Source organism: Chenggangzhangella methanolivorans (genome assembly GCF_019797865.1).
Taxonomy (GTDB): Bacteria; Pseudomonadota; Alphaproteobacteria; order Rhizobiales; family Methylopilaceae; genus Methylopila; species Methylopila methanolivorans.
Genome location: NZ_CP081869.1, coordinates 643,057 through 661,401 on the forward strand (window position 1 = coordinate 643,057; position 18,345 = coordinate 661,401).

An 18,345-nucleotide genomic window follows, 5' to 3' on the forward strand; every position below is an offset into this window, starting at 1 on the left:
GGGGAATCCGCGGCGGAGCCGCGGGAGTTCAACCCGGACATCGTGAAGCGTTCCGTGGTCGTGGCCGGCCACAAGACCAGCGTCAGCCTCGAGGACGCGTTCTGGCATGCGCTGAAGGACATCGCGCGCGAGCGCTCGGTGTCGCTGCGCGGCCTCGTCGCCGAGATCGACGCCAGCCGTCGCGGCGGCAACCTGTCTTCAGCCGTGCGGCTCTTCGTGCTCGACCACTATCGCCGCCGCTGCTCGGAGTCCCGGTGAGCCACGCGGCCTTTTAGAGGCCTTCGGAATCCGACCCATCGCCTCTGGCGTGGGAACGCCGGAGGCTTTGCGTCGGCCAGACCAGATCAGCGCTTCTGATCTTCCCCATCGAACGTCAACGCCATTCGACGCGCCTCAGCGCGGGGTCGCGGCCGCCGGCGGCAGGATGGATTGCGGGGCCGGGAGAGGCGCGTCCGGCAGCGTCTTGTGGCGCTCGGCGGCGCTCGCCTGGCCCTGCGGCGCGAACACGCCGGCCGGCGGCGCGACGACAGGCGCGTTCTGAGCGGCGGCAGGCGGCGTCGTGACGTCGATCGCGCCCTGCGTCGCGGCTCCGGCCGGACGCGGCAGAGACTCGATCAGCGCCCGCGTTTCGGCTTCGCGCTTCTTCCTTTCGGCCTCGGCCTTGCGGCGTTCGGCTTCCAGCCGCGCCTTCTCGGCCTCGGCGCGTTTGCGCTCTTCCTCCTGGCGCTCGCGCGCCAGCCGCGCGCGCTCGCGGGCGTCCGCCTCCATCGCCTCGATGCGCCTGGTCTCGCGCTCGACCGCGCGGATCGACAGCCAGCCGGTGAACGACGTCGCCTCGACGACGCGGACCGGCGCCGCCAGCGGCCCCTTGAAGGCGACGGAGACCTGCGGCGCCTCCGGGCGGGCCGGCTGAAGCGAAAGATCTGCGTCGAAGACGAGCCGGCGCAGGTCGAGCGTCGCTGAGCCGCCGAGCCTGACCCCGTCGGCCTCCGCATCGAGGCCGCCCGACCGCATGACACCGCCCGACATCGTGAAGGACGCCGAGGCGCGCTTCATCCGAAGGTCGGCCGCGCCGAACTCCCTTGCGAGCGCCCCAGCGACCTTCGGCGCCTCGAGCGCAAGGCCCGCCTCGATCTGCGGCTCGATGCGGTCGATCGCCGCCGGGTCGAGCCTTCGGACAAGCCCGTCCGACAGCGTGATCTGTCCCGCGCCCGTGAGCGCGCCGACGAGCGAGGACAGCGACCGCCCGGTCCCCTGCGCCTCGATCTTGAGATCCGTCGTCCCGAGGAGCGGCGAGGCCGCCGGCGCAAAGCCCAAGAGCGTCTCGGCGGCTGCGCCCGACAGCGCGAGAGCAAGGCTCGCCGTCGCCTCGGGCTCCGAGCGCGTCACGCCGGCCGCGCCCGAGAGCCGACCCGAATAGAGCGTGGCCGCGAGCCCTTCCATGGCGAGGCCATCGCGCTTCAGCGCGAGCGCGAACGCGACGTCGGACGCGACCTGGCGGCCCGCCAGAGGCATCCGCGCGGCGGTCACCTCGAAGCGGCCGAGAAGGCCGCTCAGGGGCGAGGGACCGAATGACGCATTCGGCCAGGCGGAGCCGTCGCCGGATGCGCCGAACGCCTCGGGCGAGAACGCCAGCGCGGCGAGCGCCTGGACCGGAAGCTCCTCGAAGGCGAGCCGCCCCTCCATCGGTTTCGACGGGTCGAGCGGAGCGCTCGCCCGGCCGCTGAACGCGCGGCCGCCGATCTCGCCCTTGAGTTCGTCGAGCCGCAGGCCGTCGGCGCTGAGGCCGACATTTGCCGCGAGCCTCATGGTCGCGGCGGGGCCCGACAGCGGCGTCGCGCGGCCAAGGGCGGCGGCCAGACCGGCGAGGTCGCCGGTCTCGAAGGTCGCCTCGCCCTGCGCCGAAAGCCCGGCCACCGGCGCGACCGCCACGTTTCCGCGCGCCGCAAGGACGGCGCCGAGGGCCGAGAACCGCGCTTCGCCCGCCATGCCGCGCGCCGGCGCGCCGGACAGGCGGACCGTCACGTCCCCGCCCTTGGCGGAAGCCAGCGGGCTGACGCCAAATCCCGCGAGCGCCGCCAGCCGTCGCCCGTCCGGCGAGGCCAGCTTGACGTCGATCTCGGTCGGCGCGTCGAACGAGAGTTCGGGCGCGGACAGCCGGGCGTCGATCCGGCCTCCGGCCGCGGAGCCGGCGACGGTCATCCGGCGTTCGCCGGCGCGCGCGTCGACATCGATCTGGAGATCGACCGGCGCGATCGCGCCGGCGCGCGTCTCGATCGCCTCGACCGCTGCGGGCGCGACCCCGCCCGCCCGCGCGATCGCCAGAAGCGGCGTGAGCGACGGACCCGCGACCTTGAAGCCCAGCCTGCCCTCGAGACCGCCGGCGCCCGGCGTGAGCCGCCCTGCCCCCGACATGCGCGCGCCGCTCGCGTCCCGGACCTCGAAGCGCTTGAGGTCGAGACCGTCCCGGTCGAGCGAGCCGTCGACCGAGACGTCGCGCAGCGCGAGGCCCCAGACCACGAGCGTCTTGGCGTCGAGCGCGACGAAGGCGTCCATGTCGCGGTTTCCGAGCGCCTGCCCGAGCATCCGGTCGAGGCCGAGCGCGTCGAGGTCGAGGCGGTCGGAGACGAGCGCCGCCTGAAGCTGCGCGCGGGCGTTTTCGGTCGCGCCGGTCCAGGCGATCCGGCCCGTCGAGCGCGCGCCGTCGGTCGCGATCTCGGCCTTCTCCACGATCACCGAGGCCGGCCGCGCCGAAACCTCGCCTTTCACGGCGAAGCGCCGCACGGGCGTCGCGCCGTCGGCGCGCCCGCCGGCCAGCCATCGACGGAACGCAGAAAGGTCCGCGGCCTCGAACTCCGCCTGCCCGACGAAGCCCGGTTCGGCGCCGGCGAAGGCCAGCGCGCCCGAAAGAGCCGTCCGCGCCTCGCCCGGCAGCGTCGCGCCGCCGCGGCGCACCCGCCACTTGCCGTTCTGGGCTTCGAGATCAAGCCGCAGGTCCCGGACGACGTCGCCGGCCAGCACCACGCCTCTCGCGTCGAGCGAGAAAGACCCGTTCACCGGCGGCGCGAATCCGCCGGGCAGCCGGGAGGCGATCTCGGCGAGAACGCCCGCGGGCGTGCGCGGGCGCCCATCGCCCAGCAAGCGGTCAAAATCGAGCTGCCGCGACTCGAGCCGAAGATCGATGCGCGGTCCGTTCGCGAGGGAAGCGGCGCCAGATCCGGCGATGCGGACCGCGCGGTCTTCGGGACCGTAGACGAGATCGAGCGCCTCGACGGTCAGCCGTCCGGCCTCGAGTTTGGTCGATCCGCTCGCGCTCCAGATCTCGTCGCCGTCGCGGGCGTCACGGCGAGCCGGGCGGGTGATCGCGACCCGCCCCTCGAAGCCTGGCCGCGCCGCGAGCTTCAGCAATCCGTCGGCGTCGAGGGTCGTGCGTCGTCCAGCCTCGTTCGCCGAAAGCTTCACCCGGAGCGCCCCGGAGGCGTCCGCGCGGGCGGTTGCGAGCCTCAGATCGATCCGGCGCTCCTGCGGGCCGGCCGAGCCTTCGAACTTGTAGGGGCCTGCGAGCGATCCCGCCTCGGCGAAGCCCGAAATCGCCCCCAGAGCCGACGCGCCCCATGGGGCCTTGAGCGCGATCTCGCCGTCGATGATCTCGGCGCGATCGAACGAGACCCGCTCCGCCGCGCCCGCGCGGCCCGCCGAGAACGCGGTGCGCACGGCGCCGTCCGCGGTCGCCTCCACGCCGAGCTTCGGCCGCACGAGCTTCACCCGCTCGGCCTTGAACTCGCCGCGCAGCAACGGGGCGATCGCGAGCTCGATCTCGACCTCGTCGACCGCAAGCCGCGTCGCGCCGGCGCCCGAATGAATGTTGCGGAACCGCACATAGGGCGTCGGCAGCAGCCGCGCGTCGACCGCGCCCGACACCGTCACCGGCGCGCCGACGAGCGCGCTCGCCTGTCTCGCGAAATCGTCGCGATAGGCGGTCCAGTTGACGAACCACGGCCCGATCAGCGCCGCGACCAGCGCGAGCACCAGAGCGAGCCCGAGCCCGGTGAGCGTATTGTTCAAGGCGCCTTGGTCCGGCTTCGACCCGATGCTCGCGAAACGGCCGCATCCGCGGCGGGTCGGCGGCCGGGTGCGACGGGAAAATGATTACACGGGATGGCCGGACTCACGGAATGACTATCTTGCCCGGATTCATGATGTTGAATGGATCGAGCGCCCGTTTCAGCGCCCGCATCGCCTCGACGGCGGCGGCGCCGTGCTCGGCTTCGAGATAGGCCATCTTGCCCTGCCCGATCCCGTGTTCGCCCGTCGAGGTGCCGCCCATGCGCAGCGCCCGCTCGACGAGCCGCGAGATAAAGGCCGCGCAGGCCGCGCGCTCCCCGGCGTCTTCGGGCTTCACCAGCGGCAGGACATGAAAATTGCCGTCGCCCACATGGCCGACGATCGGCGCGACGAGGCCGGAGCGCGCGATGTCCTCGATCGTCTCCTCGACGCAGTCGGCGAGCCGCGAGATCGGCACGCAGACGTCGGTCGGCACGGGCTTGGCGCCGGAGCGCAGCGCCGCCGCCGCCCAAGTGGCGTCGTGGCGGGCGGTCCAGAGCCGCGTCCTGTCCTCGGCCTTCGTCGTCCAGTCGAGCGGCCCGCCGCCAAGATCCGCCGCGATCTCGCCGAAACGCTCGGACTGTTCGTGGACGCTCGCGTCGGTTCCGTGGAATTCGACGAAGAGCGTCGGCGCGACCGGCAAGGCAAGCCTGGAGTAGGCGTTGGTGGCCGCGACCATGGCGGCGTCGAGAAGCTCGATTCGGGCGATCGGCAGGCCGGTCTGGATCGTCAGGATCGCGGCGTCGCAGGCCGCGCGGACATTCGGGAACGGGCAGACGCCGCCCGCGACCGCCTCGGGCGAGCCGTGGAGACGCAGAGTCACCTCGGCGATGACGCCGAGCGTGCCTTCCGAACCGACGAAAAGCCGGGTGAGATCATAGCCCGCCGAGGACTTCTTGGCCCGCCCGCCGGTCCGCATCACCTCGCCGGACGCCGTGACCACGGTGAGGCCAAGCACCGCATCCTTCATCGTGCCGTAGCGCACGGCGTTGGTGCCGGAGGCGCGGGTCGCCGCCATGCCGCCGATCGAGGCGTCGGCGCCGGGATCGATCGGGAAGAACAGCCCGGCGTCGCGAAGATGAGCGTTTAGCGCTTTGCGGGTGACGCCCGGCTGGACGACGGCGTCGAGGTCTTCCGCATGGACCGCGACGATCTCGGTCATCTGCGCGGTCGAGATCGAGACGCCGCCGAACGGCGCGTTCACATGGCCTTCGAGCGAGGAGCCGGCCCCGAACGGAATGATCGGCGCGCGATGCTCGGCGCAGATCCGCACGATCTCCGCCACCTCCTCGGTGTCGCGGGGAAACGCGACGGCGTCCGGCGGCTCGGCGGCGATCCAGGTGACGACGCTCGCGTGCTGCTCGCGGATCGCGGCGCCGGTCGAAAGCCGGGGCCCGAAGCGCTCCGACAGTCTGGCGATCGCCGTCTCGACGTCGGATTCCGGCGCCCGGACGGCGGCTGAGGTTGCGGCGGCGTGCATGATTGGGCCAAGACCTCCGGCGTCCCGTCCTGGCCTCTCTTCCGGAGACCCCGTTTGAACGACGCGCCCTATCTGTCGCCCCCGCTCGAGATCGAGAGCCGGTTCCTCGACCACAACGGCCACGTCAACATGGCCTACCATCTCGTGCTGGCGGATACGGCGCTCGACCTCGCCTTCGGCGAACTCAAGGGCCCAGACTACGTCGAAGCGCGCGGCATGACGACCTTCGCGGCCGAGATGCATGTGCGCTACCTGCGCGAAATGAAGATGGGCGAGGAGATCCGCGGCCGGGTGCGCTTCGTCGCCGCCGACGCCAAGCGGGCGCATTGGGCGGTCGAGCTGGTGCGCGGCTCCGACGGCGAGACGGTCACGACCGCCGAAGGCGTGACGATGTCGGTCTCGGTCGCGTCGCGGAAGGTCGCGCCCTTCCCGGAGGACGTGTTCGAGCGGCTGACGGCGCGGGTGGCCCGCGACGCTCCTGGCGCCGCCGGTCTCGACTGGCTCGGCCGCCGGGTCGCGATGCGGAAGTGACGGCGCCGCGAGCCGCGACACGAAAAAGCCCCGCGCAGAGGATGCGCGGGGCCTTCGAAGACCAGACGATGCGTCAAATCTTATTCGACGACTTCGACGATCTCGCGGTCGCTGTTCACGATGTACCGCTTCTCGTTGACGACCGTGTAGCTGTAGTCGCTGTCCGGCACGCTGTAGACCTCGACGCGCTCCGGCAGACGACGGCCGACGACGACGTCGCCCTCATAGGTGACGGAGGCGCGGTCGGCGCCGGTCACGTAGGTGCGCACCCGCTTGTCCGGGGTCGCGGCCGCGCCCACGACGCCGCCGACGCCTGCGCCGACAGCCGCGCCGACAGGTCCGCCGACCACGGCGCCCGTGGCGGCTCCGGTGGCCGCGCCCGCGGCGGCGCCGCCAGCTTCACGGTCCCCGGCGAAAGCGACGGTGGGAATGGCTACGCCGAGAGCGGCGACGAGCGCGATCATGCCATTGCGCATGATGAAGTCCTCCTGTGTTCCGCCCGCCCCAACAACGGACGGCCCACAGAAAGCGTTCCACGTGAAATGACATGTAACCAAAAGCGAGCTGTGCGCCGACTTTCGCGATGACCTCCCGGCGGCTCGCCATCGGGCCACCGGGGCGCCATTTTGTTCTCGGCGGGCCGCGCTGAGTCGCGGCCTGCTCGCCTTGCATTCCGGAGCCGTCTTTCCTTGTCCGACCCGAACGCCCGTTACGACGATCCTTCCGCGCCCGCGCTCCGTCCGGGCGGCATCGCCGCGCGCGCCCAAGGGACGATGCGGGCGGCGAACGCGCCGGACTATCTCGCGGGGCTGAACCCGGAGCAGCGCGAAGCCGTCGAGACGCTCGACGGCCCGCTGCTGGTGCTGGCGGGCGCCGGAACGGGCAAGACGCGGGTGCTGACCACGCGGATCGCCCACATCCTCGCGCTCGGAAAGGCTCGGCCGTTCGAGATCCTCGCCGTCACCTTCACCAACAAGGCGGCGCGCGAGATGCGCACGCGGGTGGGAGACCTGTTGGGCAGAGCCGCAGAGGGCATGGAGTGGCTCGGCACGTTCCACTCGATCGGCGCCAAGATGCTGCGCCGGCACGCCGAGCTCGCAGGGCTCCAGCCGAGCTTCACGATCCTCGACACCGACGACCAGATCCGCCTGCTGAAGCAGGTGCTGGCGGCGGAAAACATCGACGACAAGCGCTGGCCCGCGCGCCAGCTGGCGTTTGCGATCGACGGGTGGAAGAACCGCGCGCTGTCGCCGAAGGATGTGCCTGTCGGCGAGGCGCAGGCCTACGCCAACGGCCGCGGCGCGGAGCTCTACGGGCTCTACCAGACACGCCTCAAACAGCTGAACGCGGTCGATTTCGGCGACTTGCTGCTGGAGCCGATCCGCATCTTCCGCGAAAACGCCGACGTGCTCGGCCAGTATCACCGGCGCTTCCGCTACATGCTGGTCGACGAGTATCAGGACACCAACGTCGCGCAGTATCTCTGGCTGCGGCTCCTCGCGCAGGGCTCCAAGAACCTCGCCTGCGTCGGCGACGACGACCAGTCGATCTATGGCTGGCGCGGCGCCGAAGTGGAGAACATCCTCAAATTCGACCGGGATTTTCCGGGCGCGAAGGTGGTGCGGCTCGAGCGCAACTACCGCTCCACCGGCCACATCCTCAACGCCGCCTCGCATCTCATCGCGAAAAACGAGGGCCGGCTCGGCAAGACGCTTCGCCCCCAGACCGAGCTCGGCGAGAAAGTGAGCGTGGCGGGCGCCTGGGACTCCGGCGAGGAGGCCCGCCAGATCGGCGACGAGATCGAGGCGCTGCAGACCAAAGGCCACAAGCTCGACGACATGGCGATCCTCGTGCGCGCCTCGTTCCAGATGCGCGAGTTCGAAGAGCGCTTCATCACGTTGGGCCTGAACTATCGCGTCGTCGGCGGCCCGCGCTTCTACGAGCGCGCCGAGATCCGCGACGCCATGGCCTATATCCGCGTCGTGGCGAGCCCGGCCGACGCGCTCGCCTTCGAGCGCATCGTCAACGTGCCCAAGCGCGGCATCGGCGATGCGAGCGTGAAGCAGATCGTGGAGCGCGCCCGCGCCGACGAGGTGACGCTTCCCGAAGCCTCGCGCCGGCTGGTCGCCGAGGGCGCGCTGCCGGCCAAGGCCCGCAACGCCCTGAAGGATCTCGTGCTGTCGTTCGACCGCTGGTCCGGAGAGCTCGACCGCACGCCCCATGTGGAGCTCGCCGAAAAGATCCTCGAGGAGAGCGGCTACACCGACATGTGGTCCAAGGACCGCTCGGCCGAAGCCCAGGGTCGGCTCGAAAACCTCAAGGAGCTCGTGCGCTCGATGGAGCCGTTCGAGAACCTGCGCGGCTTCCTCGAGCACGTCTCCCTCGTCATGGACGTCGACGGCGCGCGCGGCGAGGACGCCGTCACCATCATGACGCTGCATGCCGCCAAGGGGCTGGAGTTCGACACCGTCTTCCTCCCCGGCTGGGAGGAAGGCCTCTTCCCGCACCAGCGCTCGCTCGACGAGAACGGCCGCGCGGGGCTCGAGGAGGAGCGGCGCCTGGCTTATGTCGGCGTCACGCGCGCCAAGCGCCGGGCCAAGATCTGGTTCGCGTCGAACCGGCGCGTCCACGGCATGTGGCAGTCCTCGATCCCGTCGCGCTTTCTCGACGAGCTGCCGGAGACGGCCGTCGACGTCGTCGAGGCGCCGGCGACCTTCGGCGGCGGCCATATGGGCGGAAGCTACGGCGCAAGCCGCTTCGACCGGGCGGACGCCTTCACCTCGACCTACGAGACGCCGGGCTGGAAGCGCGCGCAGGAGCGCGGCTTCGACCGCGGCTCGGCCGGCCCCGGCGCGCGCAGCCGCGGGCCGATGACGATCGAGGGCGAGCTCGTGGCGGCGTCGACCGCGAAGTCCGCGGGCTTTTCGCAGGGCGCGCGGGTGTTTCACCAGAAGTTCGGCAACGGCACGGTGGTGGAGGTCGACGGCAAACAAGCTCACCGTCGCCTTCGACAAAGCCGGCCAGAAGCGCGTGGTCGACAGCTTCGTGAAGGCGGCGTAGGGCGCGCCGGAACGCGGGGCCGCGATCGCGGGCCGCGTCAGTCCAGCCGCTGGCTGTCGACGAACCAGGTCTGTTCCCGTAGCGGATTTCGGACGCGCCCTCGCCGGGCGTCTCCTCCACGACCGTCACCTTGCGGCCCACGCGGATCCGGATGGGGCAAGCCTTGCTCGCGCGCGCGCCTTTCGGAGCGAGCGACGCCTGCCCGTACTCCCGCCACGCCGCCCAGCTGGCGCACGCATAGGCGTCCCGACCGACGATCGCCTCCCGCTCGGCGGCCGAGGCGTCGCCCGCCGAAGCAAGCAAAGCGAAGACGACCGCGATCCTTGTCGCTTCGGCCATGCCCCACGCCCTCCTTCTCGACGCCGCCCGGCCTTATATGGGCTGCTCGAGCGGAAGGATGGAACATGCAAGCGCAATGGACGGACGAGGGATCGACCGCGATCGGCGAGATCGCGCGCCGGCACGGCTTTTCGGACGAGGCCGGCCGCGCGATGGCCGACGCCCTCAACCAGAGCGCCGGCTCCATGGCGCAGTTCCATCATCCCGATCTGGGCGGCATGGGCCAGTGGTCGCGCGGCGGCATGCTGATGATCGGCGACATGTTCAACCATCACCTCAAGGCCGCGTCGCGGGCCTCGCGGAGGATCTCGCCGAAGCCATGGCGCGCGGCGCGATCGTGGCGCGGCGCCCGGCGCCCGGCGAATCGTCCGCCGGGTTCGGCCAATGGTGGCCCGAGGAGCTCGGCCGCGCCTCGTCGACCGGCGCCCAGAACGGCGGGCGCTACGCGGTCTTCCCCGAGGCGCGTCGGCTTGCGGTGGAGCGCGACGGCCGCGTGACGATCTATGACACCGGCGACCATCGCATCGGCGGCGCGTCGCAGCAGCAGGGCGGCGGCTCGTCCTTGAGTTTCTCGACCGACCGCGGATCGGTCGGGATCGAGGCCTTCGCCGAGCTGCGCGCGCCGGACGACCGGCCGTCTTCGGCGTCGGCGTCGGCGTCGGCGTCGGCGGAGCCGATCATCGAGCAGAGCGCCGCATACCGCCCGACAGCGTCGCTCGAGACTGCGGCTGCCGCGTCGACGACGCGCGAACCGGCGCCCGACGCGGCCCGCGCGACCGCCGAGCCGTCCGCGCCGCCGCCCGTCCGCATCGAGGGCGGCGATCCCTTCGACACGATCCGGAAGCTCGCCCGGCTGAAGGACGAGGGGCTCCTGACGGACGAAGAGTTCGCGGCCAAGAAGACCGAACTGCTCGCCCGCATCTGACGTCGCAAGGCGCGGCTCCGCCTTCGCTGTTTCCTTCGCGCCGCGCGATGTTTATGGGTCCGGGCTCCAGGGCGAGGCGAACGCCTCGCCCGGCGCCTTACCGGACATGCCCGTGACCCAAACGCCCGTCATCCGCCTCAGCCTCGACGAAACCACCGCAAAACGCGTCGCCGACGTGCTGGAGGAGGCGTTCCCCTTCGGCGAGGTGTCGATCGCGGCGTTCGAGACCGGGCCCGACGCGTGGAGCGTCGAGGTCTACGGCTCGCCCGAGATGGAGGCCTCAGAGCTCGCAAGCGCGCTGCGCGAGGCGCTGGGGCCGGAAAGCGCCGGCCTGCGCGTCGAAGAAGGCGCGATCGACGAGAAGGACTGGGTGGCCAAGAGCCTCGAGGGCTTGAAGCCTGTGCCGGCCGGGCGCTTCGTGGTCCATGGCAGCCATGACCGCGACAAGATCCCCGCCGACGCCATCGGCATCGAGATCGAGGCCGCGCTCGCCTTCGGCACCGGCCATCACGGCACGACGCGCGGCTGCCTGCTGGCGCTCGACGAACTCCTGACCGAGCGCCGCTTCGAGCGCGTGCTCGACCTCGGCTCGGGCACCGGCGTACTCGCGATCGCAGTGGCGCTCGCGCAGAAGGCGCCGGTGCTCGCCACCGACATCGACGAGACCTCGGCCCGCATCGCCGGCGAGAACGCCGAGGCGAACGGCGCGGGCGCGTTCGTCGCCTCCATCCATGCCGAAGGTTTCGATCACCCGGTCTTCGCCGAGCGCGGACCGTTCGACCTCATCGTCGCCAACATTCTGGCGGGCCCGCTGGTGGAGCTTTCCGGCGACGTCGCGGCGCATCTCGCCGAAGGCGGAGTCGTGGTGCTGTCTGGCCTGATGACGCATGAAGAGGATCGGGTGCGCGACGCATATCTGGCGAAGGGCCTCAGCCTCGTCTCGGCGCGCCAGCTCGAGGGCTGGTCGACGCTGGTGCTAATAAAGAAGTAGGACTGGAGCGGCGAATTGCGTGCTTCGAGACGCCTTGGCTCCCGCCAAGGCTCCTCAGCATGAGGGTCGTTGGAGCGCGCCGTCATCCCTCATGCTGAGGAGCCGCGCGTGGCGCGGCGTCTCGAAGCACGCACTTCACTGATCCAAGCTGACGGCGAAACATGTTGAAGCCCGCTTCCAGTCGTTCGACGAAACCGCCGATCCGAGCCAGGGCGCGCCGCGTCTCAAGGCGCTTCGGGCGGAACTGGCGCGGCAGGGCCTCGACGGCTTCCTGCTGCCGCGGGCCGACGAGCACCAGAACGAATATCTGCCGCCCTCGGCCGAGCGGCTCGCTTGGCTCACGGGCTTCACCGGCTCGTTCGGCTTCGTGAGCGTCCTTCCCGACGTCGCCGCGATCTTCGTCGACGGGCGCTATACGGTGCAGGTCCGCGCGCAGGTCGACGCGGCGGCGTTCACCGCCGTCAACGTCTCCGACCAGCCGCCGTCCGACTGGCTGAGGGAGCACGCCAAGCCCGGCCAGCGCATCGGCTACGACCCGACGCTGCACACGCTCGACGGCTTCGAGCGTTTCGAAAGGGCCGCGAAGGCCGCCGGCGTGGAGTTGGCCGCGGTCGACCAGAACCCGGTGGACACGATCTGGAGCGACCGCCCCGCCCCGCCGCTTGCGCCGGTGACGCTCCACGGCGAGGCGCTGGCGGGCGAAAGCGCCGCGGCGAAGCTCGACCGCGTCCAGACGGAGCTCAAGACGCAGAAGGCCGACGCGCTGCTCGTCACCGACGCGCATTGCCTCGCATGGGTCTTCAACATCCGCGGCGGCGACGTCGCGCACACGCCGCTCCCTCTCGGATTTGCGATCATCCCGGCCATGGGGCGGCCAAGCGTCTTCCTCGACGCGCGCAAGCTCTCCAACGCGGTTCGCGACGCGCTCGCGGGATCGGCCGAGATCTCCGAGCCCGGCGACCTCGACGCGGCGCTCAAGGCGCTCGGCGCGCGCGGAGCGACCGTGAGGCTCGACGCGGCCGCCTCCGCGGTCGCCTTCGCGCGCACGCTCGAAGCGTCTGGCGCGAAGCTCCAGCGCGGCGCGGACCCGATCGCGAAGTTGAAGGCGGTCAAGAACGCGACCGAACTTGCCGGCGCCCGCGCCGCGCATCTGCGCGACGCCGCCGCGCTCGCCCGCTTCCTGCGCTTCGTCGACGAGGAGGCCCCGAAAGGCGCGCTCGACGAGATCGGCGCAGCCGAAGCGCTCGAGACCTTCCGGCGCGAGACCGGGGTCCTGAAGGAAATCTCGTTCGATTCGATCTCGGCCGCGGGGCCCAACGCCGCGCTGCCGCACTACCGCGTCACCCGCTCGACCAACCGAAAGCTGACCTCCGGTTTCTACCTGATCGATTCCGGCGCGCAGTACGAGGACGGCACCACCGACGTCACCCGCACGGTCGTCGTCGGCGAGGCGAGCGCGGAGATGCGCGACCGCTTCACCCGCGTGCTGAAGGGCCACATCGCGATCGCGACCGCGGCGTTTCCGAAGGGCGTGTCGGGCGCGCAGATCGACGCCTTCGCGCGTCGGGCGCTCTGGGACGTCGGGACCGACTTCGACCACGGCACGGGCCACGGCGTCGGGTCATATCTCTCGGTCCATGAAGGCCCGCAGCGGATCTCCAAGCTCGGGACGGTGGCGCTCGAGCCCGGCATGATCCTCTCGAACGAGCCCGGCTATTACCGCGAGGGCCACTACGGCATCCGCACCGAGAACCTGATCGTGGTGGAGGCCCGAAAGATCGCGGGCGGCGACCGGGAGATGCGCGGCTTCGAGACCATCACCTTCGCGCCGATCGACCGTCGCGCGATCGAGCCCTCGCTGCTGAGCGCCGACGAGCGCGCCTGGCTCGACGCCTATCACGCCGAGACGCTCGCGAAGGTCGGCCCGCTGGTCGACGCCGAAACGCGGGCCTGGCTCGAAGCCGCCTGCGCGCCGCTGTGAGGCCCATGTCCCGCTCTCCCCTCGCCCTCCTCGCAGTCGCCGGTCTGTACGGCGCGGCTGGCGTCGCCACGGCGGCCGTGGCCGCCCACATATCCGGCGACACGCGCCTCGGGACCGCCTCGACCTTCTTGATGCTGCATGCGGCCGTCCTCGTCGGGCTCGCGGGCGCGGCGCGGGCGTTCGGGATCGGCCTGCCGCTGCTCGTTCCGGCCTGGGGCGTCGCGCTCGGGACGCTGTTGTTTCTGCGGCGACCTGATCGTGCGCGTCGTCTACGGCGCGAGCCCGCTGCCGTCGCGGCGCCGACCGGCGGCACGATTCTGATCGTCAGCTGGCTCGGCGTGACGGTCGGCGCGGTGGTGGGGGCGCTGCGGAGAGGTTGACGGCTTCCGCTTTGCGTTGCCGGGGCGACGTCGGCTCGGCCCCATGCGGCCAGGCCGCCGCGTGGTCAGTTCGGAGTGAACTGAACGGTCATCGCGCCGCCGTTCACGTTGCAGTATTTCGGACCATAATCGGAGAAAATCCTGAAGTCTCCGAGCACGAAGGTTCTGAATTTGGACGTCGACTTCTTCTTGATGTCGAAGACGCGCGTCAACGAAACCGGGACAAGGTAGTTCTTGTCTCCGGCGAGGTAAGCCGGCGTCCGGTCGGTGCTCGAGGCCGCGTACGTCATCATGGTTCGGTGATAGACGTCGAGCGAGGTGGCGCCTTCCTCGTTGATCGTGATCTCGGAGTTGTCGTCTTTCAACGCCAGATGCATGTAGAACTGTGACCGCGTCGTCGATAGGGTCGGATCGGCGGTGTTGGTGTCTGTGATCTCGCAGAACACCGTCCCGTTCCAGGTCACGACAGCTGCGCCGGCTCCCGGAAATCAACCGAAAAGGTGGGAAGCGAGATCTTCTCGGCGTCCTTGGGTTCGACCCTGAGGCAGAAAAAGACGTCGGCGGCGGAGCCGCAAGGCTTCTTCCGCTTGACGAAGGCCTTCACCTCCTTGGCGGCCTGCGCCTCTCCGGCATCGACGGCCAGCGCTGGCGCCAGAACGCAGGAGAGCACCAAGCCGCCCAAAACCATCATGCGCATCGCCATGCCCCTCCGGCCGCCACGGCGCCAAAATGGCACGGCGATCGAACGCCTGACAAGGCGCCGGAGCGCGTGGGAACGCCTAGGTTTCGCTGGACTTCGGCTCACTCAGCAACAGGCAGAGCACCAGCGCCGGCGCGCCCGACAGGAACGTCAGGAAGAAATAAACCGGGTAACCTGTCTGCACGGCCACGAAGCCCGAGCCGCCGGCGAGCAGATGGCCCGGCAGCGCATAGATCGAGCTCAGCACCGCGTAGCGGGTGGCCGAAAACTCCGACGCCGCCAGCTTCGACATGAAGGCGATGAGCGCCGTGCCCGCGATCGACGAAGCCACGTTGTCGAAGCCGATCGTGGCGGTCAGCATGACGATGGAATGCCCCACCTGCGCCAACGCGCCGTAGAACAGGTTGGTGGCGGCCGACGCCACGATGCCGACGATCAGCACCGTCTTCAGCCGCATCTTCGTCAGCATCCAGCCGCCGAGGAACGCGCCGGCGATCGACAGCACGATGCCGAACACCTTGGTGACGTTGGCGATCTCCTTGTTGGTGAAGCCGAGGTCCTTGTAGAGCGGCGACGACATGACGTTGGCGAGCTGGTCGGGCATCCGGTAGAGCCCGATCATCAGCAGCACCGCGATCGGCGTGGCGGCCACGAGGCCCAGAAGGTCCTTCACCGGCGCCCGCAGCGCTTCGCCCGGCGCGCGCGGCTCGCTCGGCTCCAGATCGCGCGCGGTCTTTGGAATGAAGGCGACCGTGAGCAGCGCGATCGCGACCATGATCGCGGCCATCACCCAGTAGGAGCTGTTCCAGCCGAAATCCTGCGCGAGGTAGAGCGCGCCGGCGCCGGCCGTCAGCAGCGCCAGCCGGTAGCCGAGCTGGTAGGCGGCGACGAGCAGTCCCTGCTCCTGCGCGCCCGCCACCTCGACGCGCCAGCCGTCGACCGCGGCGTCCTGAGTCGCTGACGCCGCAGCGGTCAGGAAGCAGGCGGTCGCGACCAGCGGCAGGCCCGTGGCCGGATCGCCCATCGCCATGCCGACGAGCCCGAACGCGACGCCGATCTGCGCGAGCAGGATCCAGGCGCGCCGCCGGCCGAGCGCGCGCCCGAGCGGCCCGAGCGAATAGCTGTCCATGAAGGGCGCGATCAGGAACTTGAGGCTGTAGGCGATGCTCGCCCATGACAGCAGGCCGATGGCCTCGAGGCTGACGCCCGCCTCGCGCAGCCGGAACGCGAAGGTGCCGAGCACCAGAAGCAGCGGCAGGCCGGACGCATAGCCCAGCACGCCGCTCGCGAGCCTGCGCACGGTGATCGGCGCGGACGAACCGGCGACGGCTTCAGGCTGCGGCGTTTCGACCATCCGGGTTCCTCTTTCAGGCGGCGCGCAGAACCGGTCTTGCGCCTGATCTTCTTGGCGGATTCGAGGCGTCTCCGCCACCCTGGGCCTGCCGGCGCGCGCGCCCGCCATCTGGCGTCCCAGCCTCCACATCCCAATCGAAACATTGTTGACTTGCTTTATGGATTGTGTGGACATTGGTGCGACGCCGCATGCGGGCGGCGTCACGGTCATCTCCTCCCGGGGCGCGTCTGCGCGCCCTGAAGTCCAGTACAGCGAGGAACGCCATGTCGTTCGACGCCCGATCCCCCTGCATCCTTCATCCTGCCGGTCGGGATCCTCGTCGCGTGGCAGGCGCTGTCGAGCGCGGGCCTGATCTCGGGGGGCGTCCTGCCGGCGCCCACCGAGATCGCGGCCGCGGGCTGGAAGCTCGCGCTGTCGGGCGAACTCTGGACCAACATCTGGATTTCGACCTGGCGCGCGGGCGTCGGCCTGTTGATCGGCGGCGGCATCGGTTTCGCGCTCGGCCTCGGCAACGGCCTGTCGCGGCTCTCGGAGCGGCTCGTCGACCCGACCCTGCAGATGATCCGCACGGTGCCGCATCTCGCGCTGATCCCGCTCGTGATCCTGTGGTTCGGCATCGACGAGACCGCGAAGATCTTCCTCGTCGCGCTCGGCGTGTTCTTCCCGATCTATCTCAACACGCTGCACGGCGTGCGCACCGTCGACGCCCAGCTCGTCGAGATGGGCCGCGCCTACGGCATGTCGAACGCGACGCTCTTCACCAAGGTGATCCTGCCCGGCGCGCTGCCCTCGATCTTCGTCGGGCTGCGCTACGCGCTCGGCATCATGTGGCTGACGCTGATCGTCGCCGAGACGATCTCGGCCTCCTCGGGCCTCGGCTACATGGCCATGAACGCCCGCGAATTCATGATGGTCGACGTCGTGGTGTTCGCGATCCTCATCTACGCGCTGCTCGGAAAACTCGCGGACTCGATCGCCAACGCTCGAGCGGGCGACGCTGTCCTGGCACCCGCCTATCTCCCGGCCTGAAGGCGCCCCTCCTCCATGACAGCCAAAGCCATCACCGCCCCGTTCGCCTCGCCCGCTCCGAGGCTCCGGAACGCGCGCCGAGCAGCTCTCGCTCCGCGCCAAGACCTCCGGCTCCGGCGCTTCGGTCGCGCTGCGCGGCCTCTCGAAGTCATTCGGCCCGAAAGAGGTGCTGAAGAACGTCGACCTCACGGTCCCGGCCGGCCAGTTCCTCGCCATCGTCGGACGATCGGGCTGCGGTAAGAGCACGCTGCTTCGCACCGTCGTCGGGCTCGAGACGCCCACCAAGGGCGCGGTCACGGTCGGCGGCGGCCGCGCGGGCCTTGGCCGCATCATGTTCCAGGAGCCGCGCCTGCTGCCCTGGGCGCGCGTGATCGACAATGTCCGCGTCGGCCTGCCGTCGTCCGAACCGAAGTCGGCTGCGCGCGCCGCCGCTCAGGCCGCGCTCGCGCAGGTCGGCCTCGCCGATCGTGGGGGCGACTGGCCGTCGGTCCTCTCGGGCGGCCAGCGACAGCGCGTCGCGCTCGCCCGCGCGCTCGTCTCGCGTCCCCAGTTGCTGGCGCTCGACGAACCGCTCGGGGCGCTCGACGCGCTCACCCGCATCGAGATGCAGGAGCTGATCGAGAACATGTGGCTCGACCAGGGCTTCACCGCGATCCTCGTCACCCACGACGTCTCCGAAGCGCTCGCGCTCGCCGACCGCGTGGTGCTGATCGAGGACGGCCGCATCGACCTCGACCTCACCGTTGACCTTCCCCGGCCCCGCCGCCGCGGGTCCGCCGAGATCGGCCGCCTCGAGGAGACCATTCTCGACAAGCTGTTCAACGCCGGCGGCCGCCCCTCGGACGACCGTCCGGGCGTCGCGGCGCCGGACGCGCCCGAGGCCCGGAGGGCGATCGCGTGACTTCGATCGTCGCCATCGCGGGCAGCCTTGGAAAGCCGTCCCGCACCCGCCTTCTCGTGGAGGACGTCGCGCGACGCGTCGCGGCGCGCACGAGCGGCGCCGTGACCTTGGTCGACGTCGCCGAACTCGCCCCGGAGCTCGGCCGGTCGTTCTCGCGCCCTGCGGCCGAACCGGTCGAAACCGCGCTGGCGGCGATCGAAAAGGCGGACCTGATCGTGGCCGGTTCTCCAATCTACAAGGGCTCTTACAGCGGCTTCTTCAAGCACCTGATCGACCTCGTCGACTACCGCGCCTTGACCGGCGCGCCGGTGGCGCTGCTCGCGACGGGCGGCAGCGACCGCCATGCGCTCGCGGTCGAGCACCAGATGCGTCCGCTGTTCGCTCCTTCGACGCGCTGACGCTCGGCACCGCCGTTTTCGTGGTCGACCGCGACATCGGCGCCGAAGGCCATGTCGCCGACGAGCGGGTGCGCGCGCGCATCGAGACGCTTGTCCGGGAAGCCTCGAGCGCCGTCGCGGTCCGTTCCTCCGCCGCGGCCTGACCCCACACCCCCCAGTCCCCAAACCGACA

15 protein-coding genes and 2 pseudogenes are annotated in these 18,345 nt (G+C 70.6%); 11 read left to right on the top strand and 6 right to left on the bottom strand.

Annotation, left to right across the window (positions count from 1 at the left end):
* The first annotated feature begins 39 nt into the window (after window positions 1–39).
* Complete coding sequence (locus tag K6K41_RS03390) at window positions 40–258, top strand: ribbon-helix-helix domain-containing protein (RefSeq protein WP_261405626.1); 219 nt, start codon at window positions 40–42, stop codon at window positions 256–258.
* Between the two features lie 135 nt (window positions 259–393).
* Here K6K41_RS03390 and K6K41_RS03395 read toward each other — a convergent pair whose 3' ends face one another.
* Both K6K41_RS03395 and K6K41_RS03400 read right to left on the bottom strand, forming a co-directional pair.
* Complete coding sequence (locus K6K41_RS03395; protein ID WP_261403904.1) at window positions 394–4,065, bottom strand: AsmA family protein; 3,672 nt, start codon at window positions 4,063–4,065, stop codon at window positions 394–396.
* A 103-nt stretch (window positions 4,066–4,168) separates the two neighbouring features.
* Complete coding sequence (locus K6K41_RS03400) at window positions 4,169–5,584, bottom strand: FAD-binding oxidoreductase (protein ID WP_261403905.1); 1,416 nt, start codon at window positions 5,582–5,584, stop codon at window positions 4,169–4,171.
* A gap of 54 nt (window positions 5,585–5,638) precedes the next feature.
* Here K6K41_RS03400 and K6K41_RS03405 point away from each other — a divergent pair, with 54 nt between their 5' ends.
* A complete protein-coding gene (locus tag K6K41_RS03405) occupies window positions 5,639–6,115 on the top strand; it encodes an acyl-CoA thioesterase (RefSeq protein WP_261403906.1) in 477 nt (158 codons plus the stop codon).
* Between the two features lie 80 nt (window positions 6,116–6,195).
* On the opposite strand, the gene K6K41_RS03410 is transcribed toward K6K41_RS03405, so the two are convergent.
* A complete protein-coding gene (locus K6K41_RS03410) occupies window positions 6,196–6,591 on the bottom strand; it encodes a DUF1236 domain-containing protein (protein WP_261403907.1) in 396 nt (131 codons plus the stop codon).
* 213 nt (window positions 6,592–6,804) lie between these two features.
* Here K6K41_RS03410 and K6K41_RS03415 point away from each other — a divergent pair.
* The 5 genes and pseudogenes from K6K41_RS03415 (at window position 6,805) to K6K41_RS03435 (ending at window position 13,791) form a co-directional block, all read left to right on the top strand.
* Window positions 6,805–9,175 (top strand): annotated as a pseudogene (locus K6K41_RS03415) (ATP-dependent helicase).
* Window positions 9,176–10,007: 832 nt separating this feature from the next.
* Window positions 10,008–10,439 carry an SHOCT domain-containing protein gene (locus K6K41_RS29250; protein WP_315855202.1) on the top strand — a complete coding sequence of 144 codons (432 nt, stop codon included), beginning with the start codon at window positions 10,008–10,010 and terminating at the stop codon, window positions 10,437–10,439.
* Between the two features lie 106 nt (window positions 10,440–10,545).
* Window positions 10,546–11,430, top strand: coding sequence for a 50S ribosomal protein L11 methyltransferase (locus tag K6K41_RS03425; protein ID WP_378146552.1), 885 nt, complete (start codon window positions 10,546–10,548; stop codon window positions 11,428–11,430).
* 148 nt (window positions 11,431–11,578) lie between these two features.
* Complete coding sequence (locus K6K41_RS03430; protein ID WP_261405627.1) at window positions 11,579–13,411, top strand: aminopeptidase P family protein; 1,833 nt, start codon at window positions 11,579–11,581, stop codon at window positions 13,409–13,411.
* A gap of 5 nt (window positions 13,412–13,416) precedes the next feature.
* A complete protein-coding gene (locus K6K41_RS03435; protein WP_261403909.1) occupies window positions 13,417–13,791 on the top strand; it encodes a DUF423 domain-containing protein in 375 nt (124 codons plus the stop codon).
* A 65-nt stretch (window positions 13,792–13,856) separates the two neighbouring features.
* On the opposite strand, the gene K6K41_RS03440 is transcribed toward K6K41_RS03435, so the two are convergent.
* The 3 genes from K6K41_RS03440 to K6K41_RS03450 form a co-directional block, all read right to left on the bottom strand.
* On the bottom strand, window positions 13,857–14,255 hold the full coding sequence (locus tag K6K41_RS03440) for a hypothetical protein (RefSeq protein ID WP_261403910.1): 399 nt from the start codon (window positions 14,253–14,255) through the stop codon (window positions 13,857–13,859).
* Window positions 14,252–14,488 carry a hypothetical protein gene (locus tag K6K41_RS03445; protein WP_261403911.1) on the bottom strand — a complete coding sequence of 79 codons (237 nt, stop codon included), beginning with the start codon at window positions 14,486–14,488 and terminating at the stop codon, window positions 14,252–14,254. The genes K6K41_RS03440 and K6K41_RS03445 overlap by 4 nt, the downstream gene beginning before the upstream one ends.
* Window positions 14,489–14,570: 82 nt before the next feature.
* Window positions 14,571–15,845, bottom strand: coding sequence for an AmpG family muropeptide MFS transporter (locus K6K41_RS03450; protein ID WP_261403912.1), 1,275 nt, complete (start codon window positions 15,843–15,845; stop codon window positions 14,571–14,573).
* A 300-nt stretch (window positions 15,846–16,145) separates the two neighbouring features.
* On the opposite strand from K6K41_RS03450, the pseudogene ssuC reads away from it, so the two are divergent.
* The 4 genes and pseudogenes from ssuC to K6K41_RS03470 all read left to right on the top strand — a co-directional run bounded on the left by ssuC (window position 16,146) and on the right by K6K41_RS03470 (window position 18,316).
* Window positions 16,146–16,893, top strand: a pseudogene (ssuC, locus tag K6K41_RS03455) (aliphatic sulfonate ABC transporter permease SsuC).
* Window positions 16,894–17,004: 111 nt separating this feature from the next.
* The gene (locus K6K41_RS03460; RefSeq protein ID WP_261405628.1) at window positions 17,005–17,775 is read left to right on the top strand and encodes an ATP-binding cassette domain-containing protein; all 771 of its coding nucleotides are present in this window, start codon (window positions 17,005–17,007) and stop codon (window positions 17,773–17,775) included.
* The gene (locus K6K41_RS03465; protein ID WP_261403913.1) at window positions 17,772–18,173 is read left to right on the top strand and encodes an NAD(P)H-dependent oxidoreductase; all 402 of its coding nucleotides are present in this window, start codon (window positions 17,772–17,774) and stop codon (window positions 18,171–18,173) included. Before K6K41_RS03460 ends, K6K41_RS03465 begins: the two co-directional genes overlap by 4 nt.
* A gap of 20 nt (window positions 18,174–18,193) precedes the next feature.
* A complete protein-coding gene (locus K6K41_RS03470) occupies window positions 18,194–18,316 on the top strand; it encodes a hypothetical protein (protein WP_261403914.1) in 123 nt (40 codons plus the stop codon).
* Window positions 18,317–18,345: the final 29 nt, after the last annotated feature.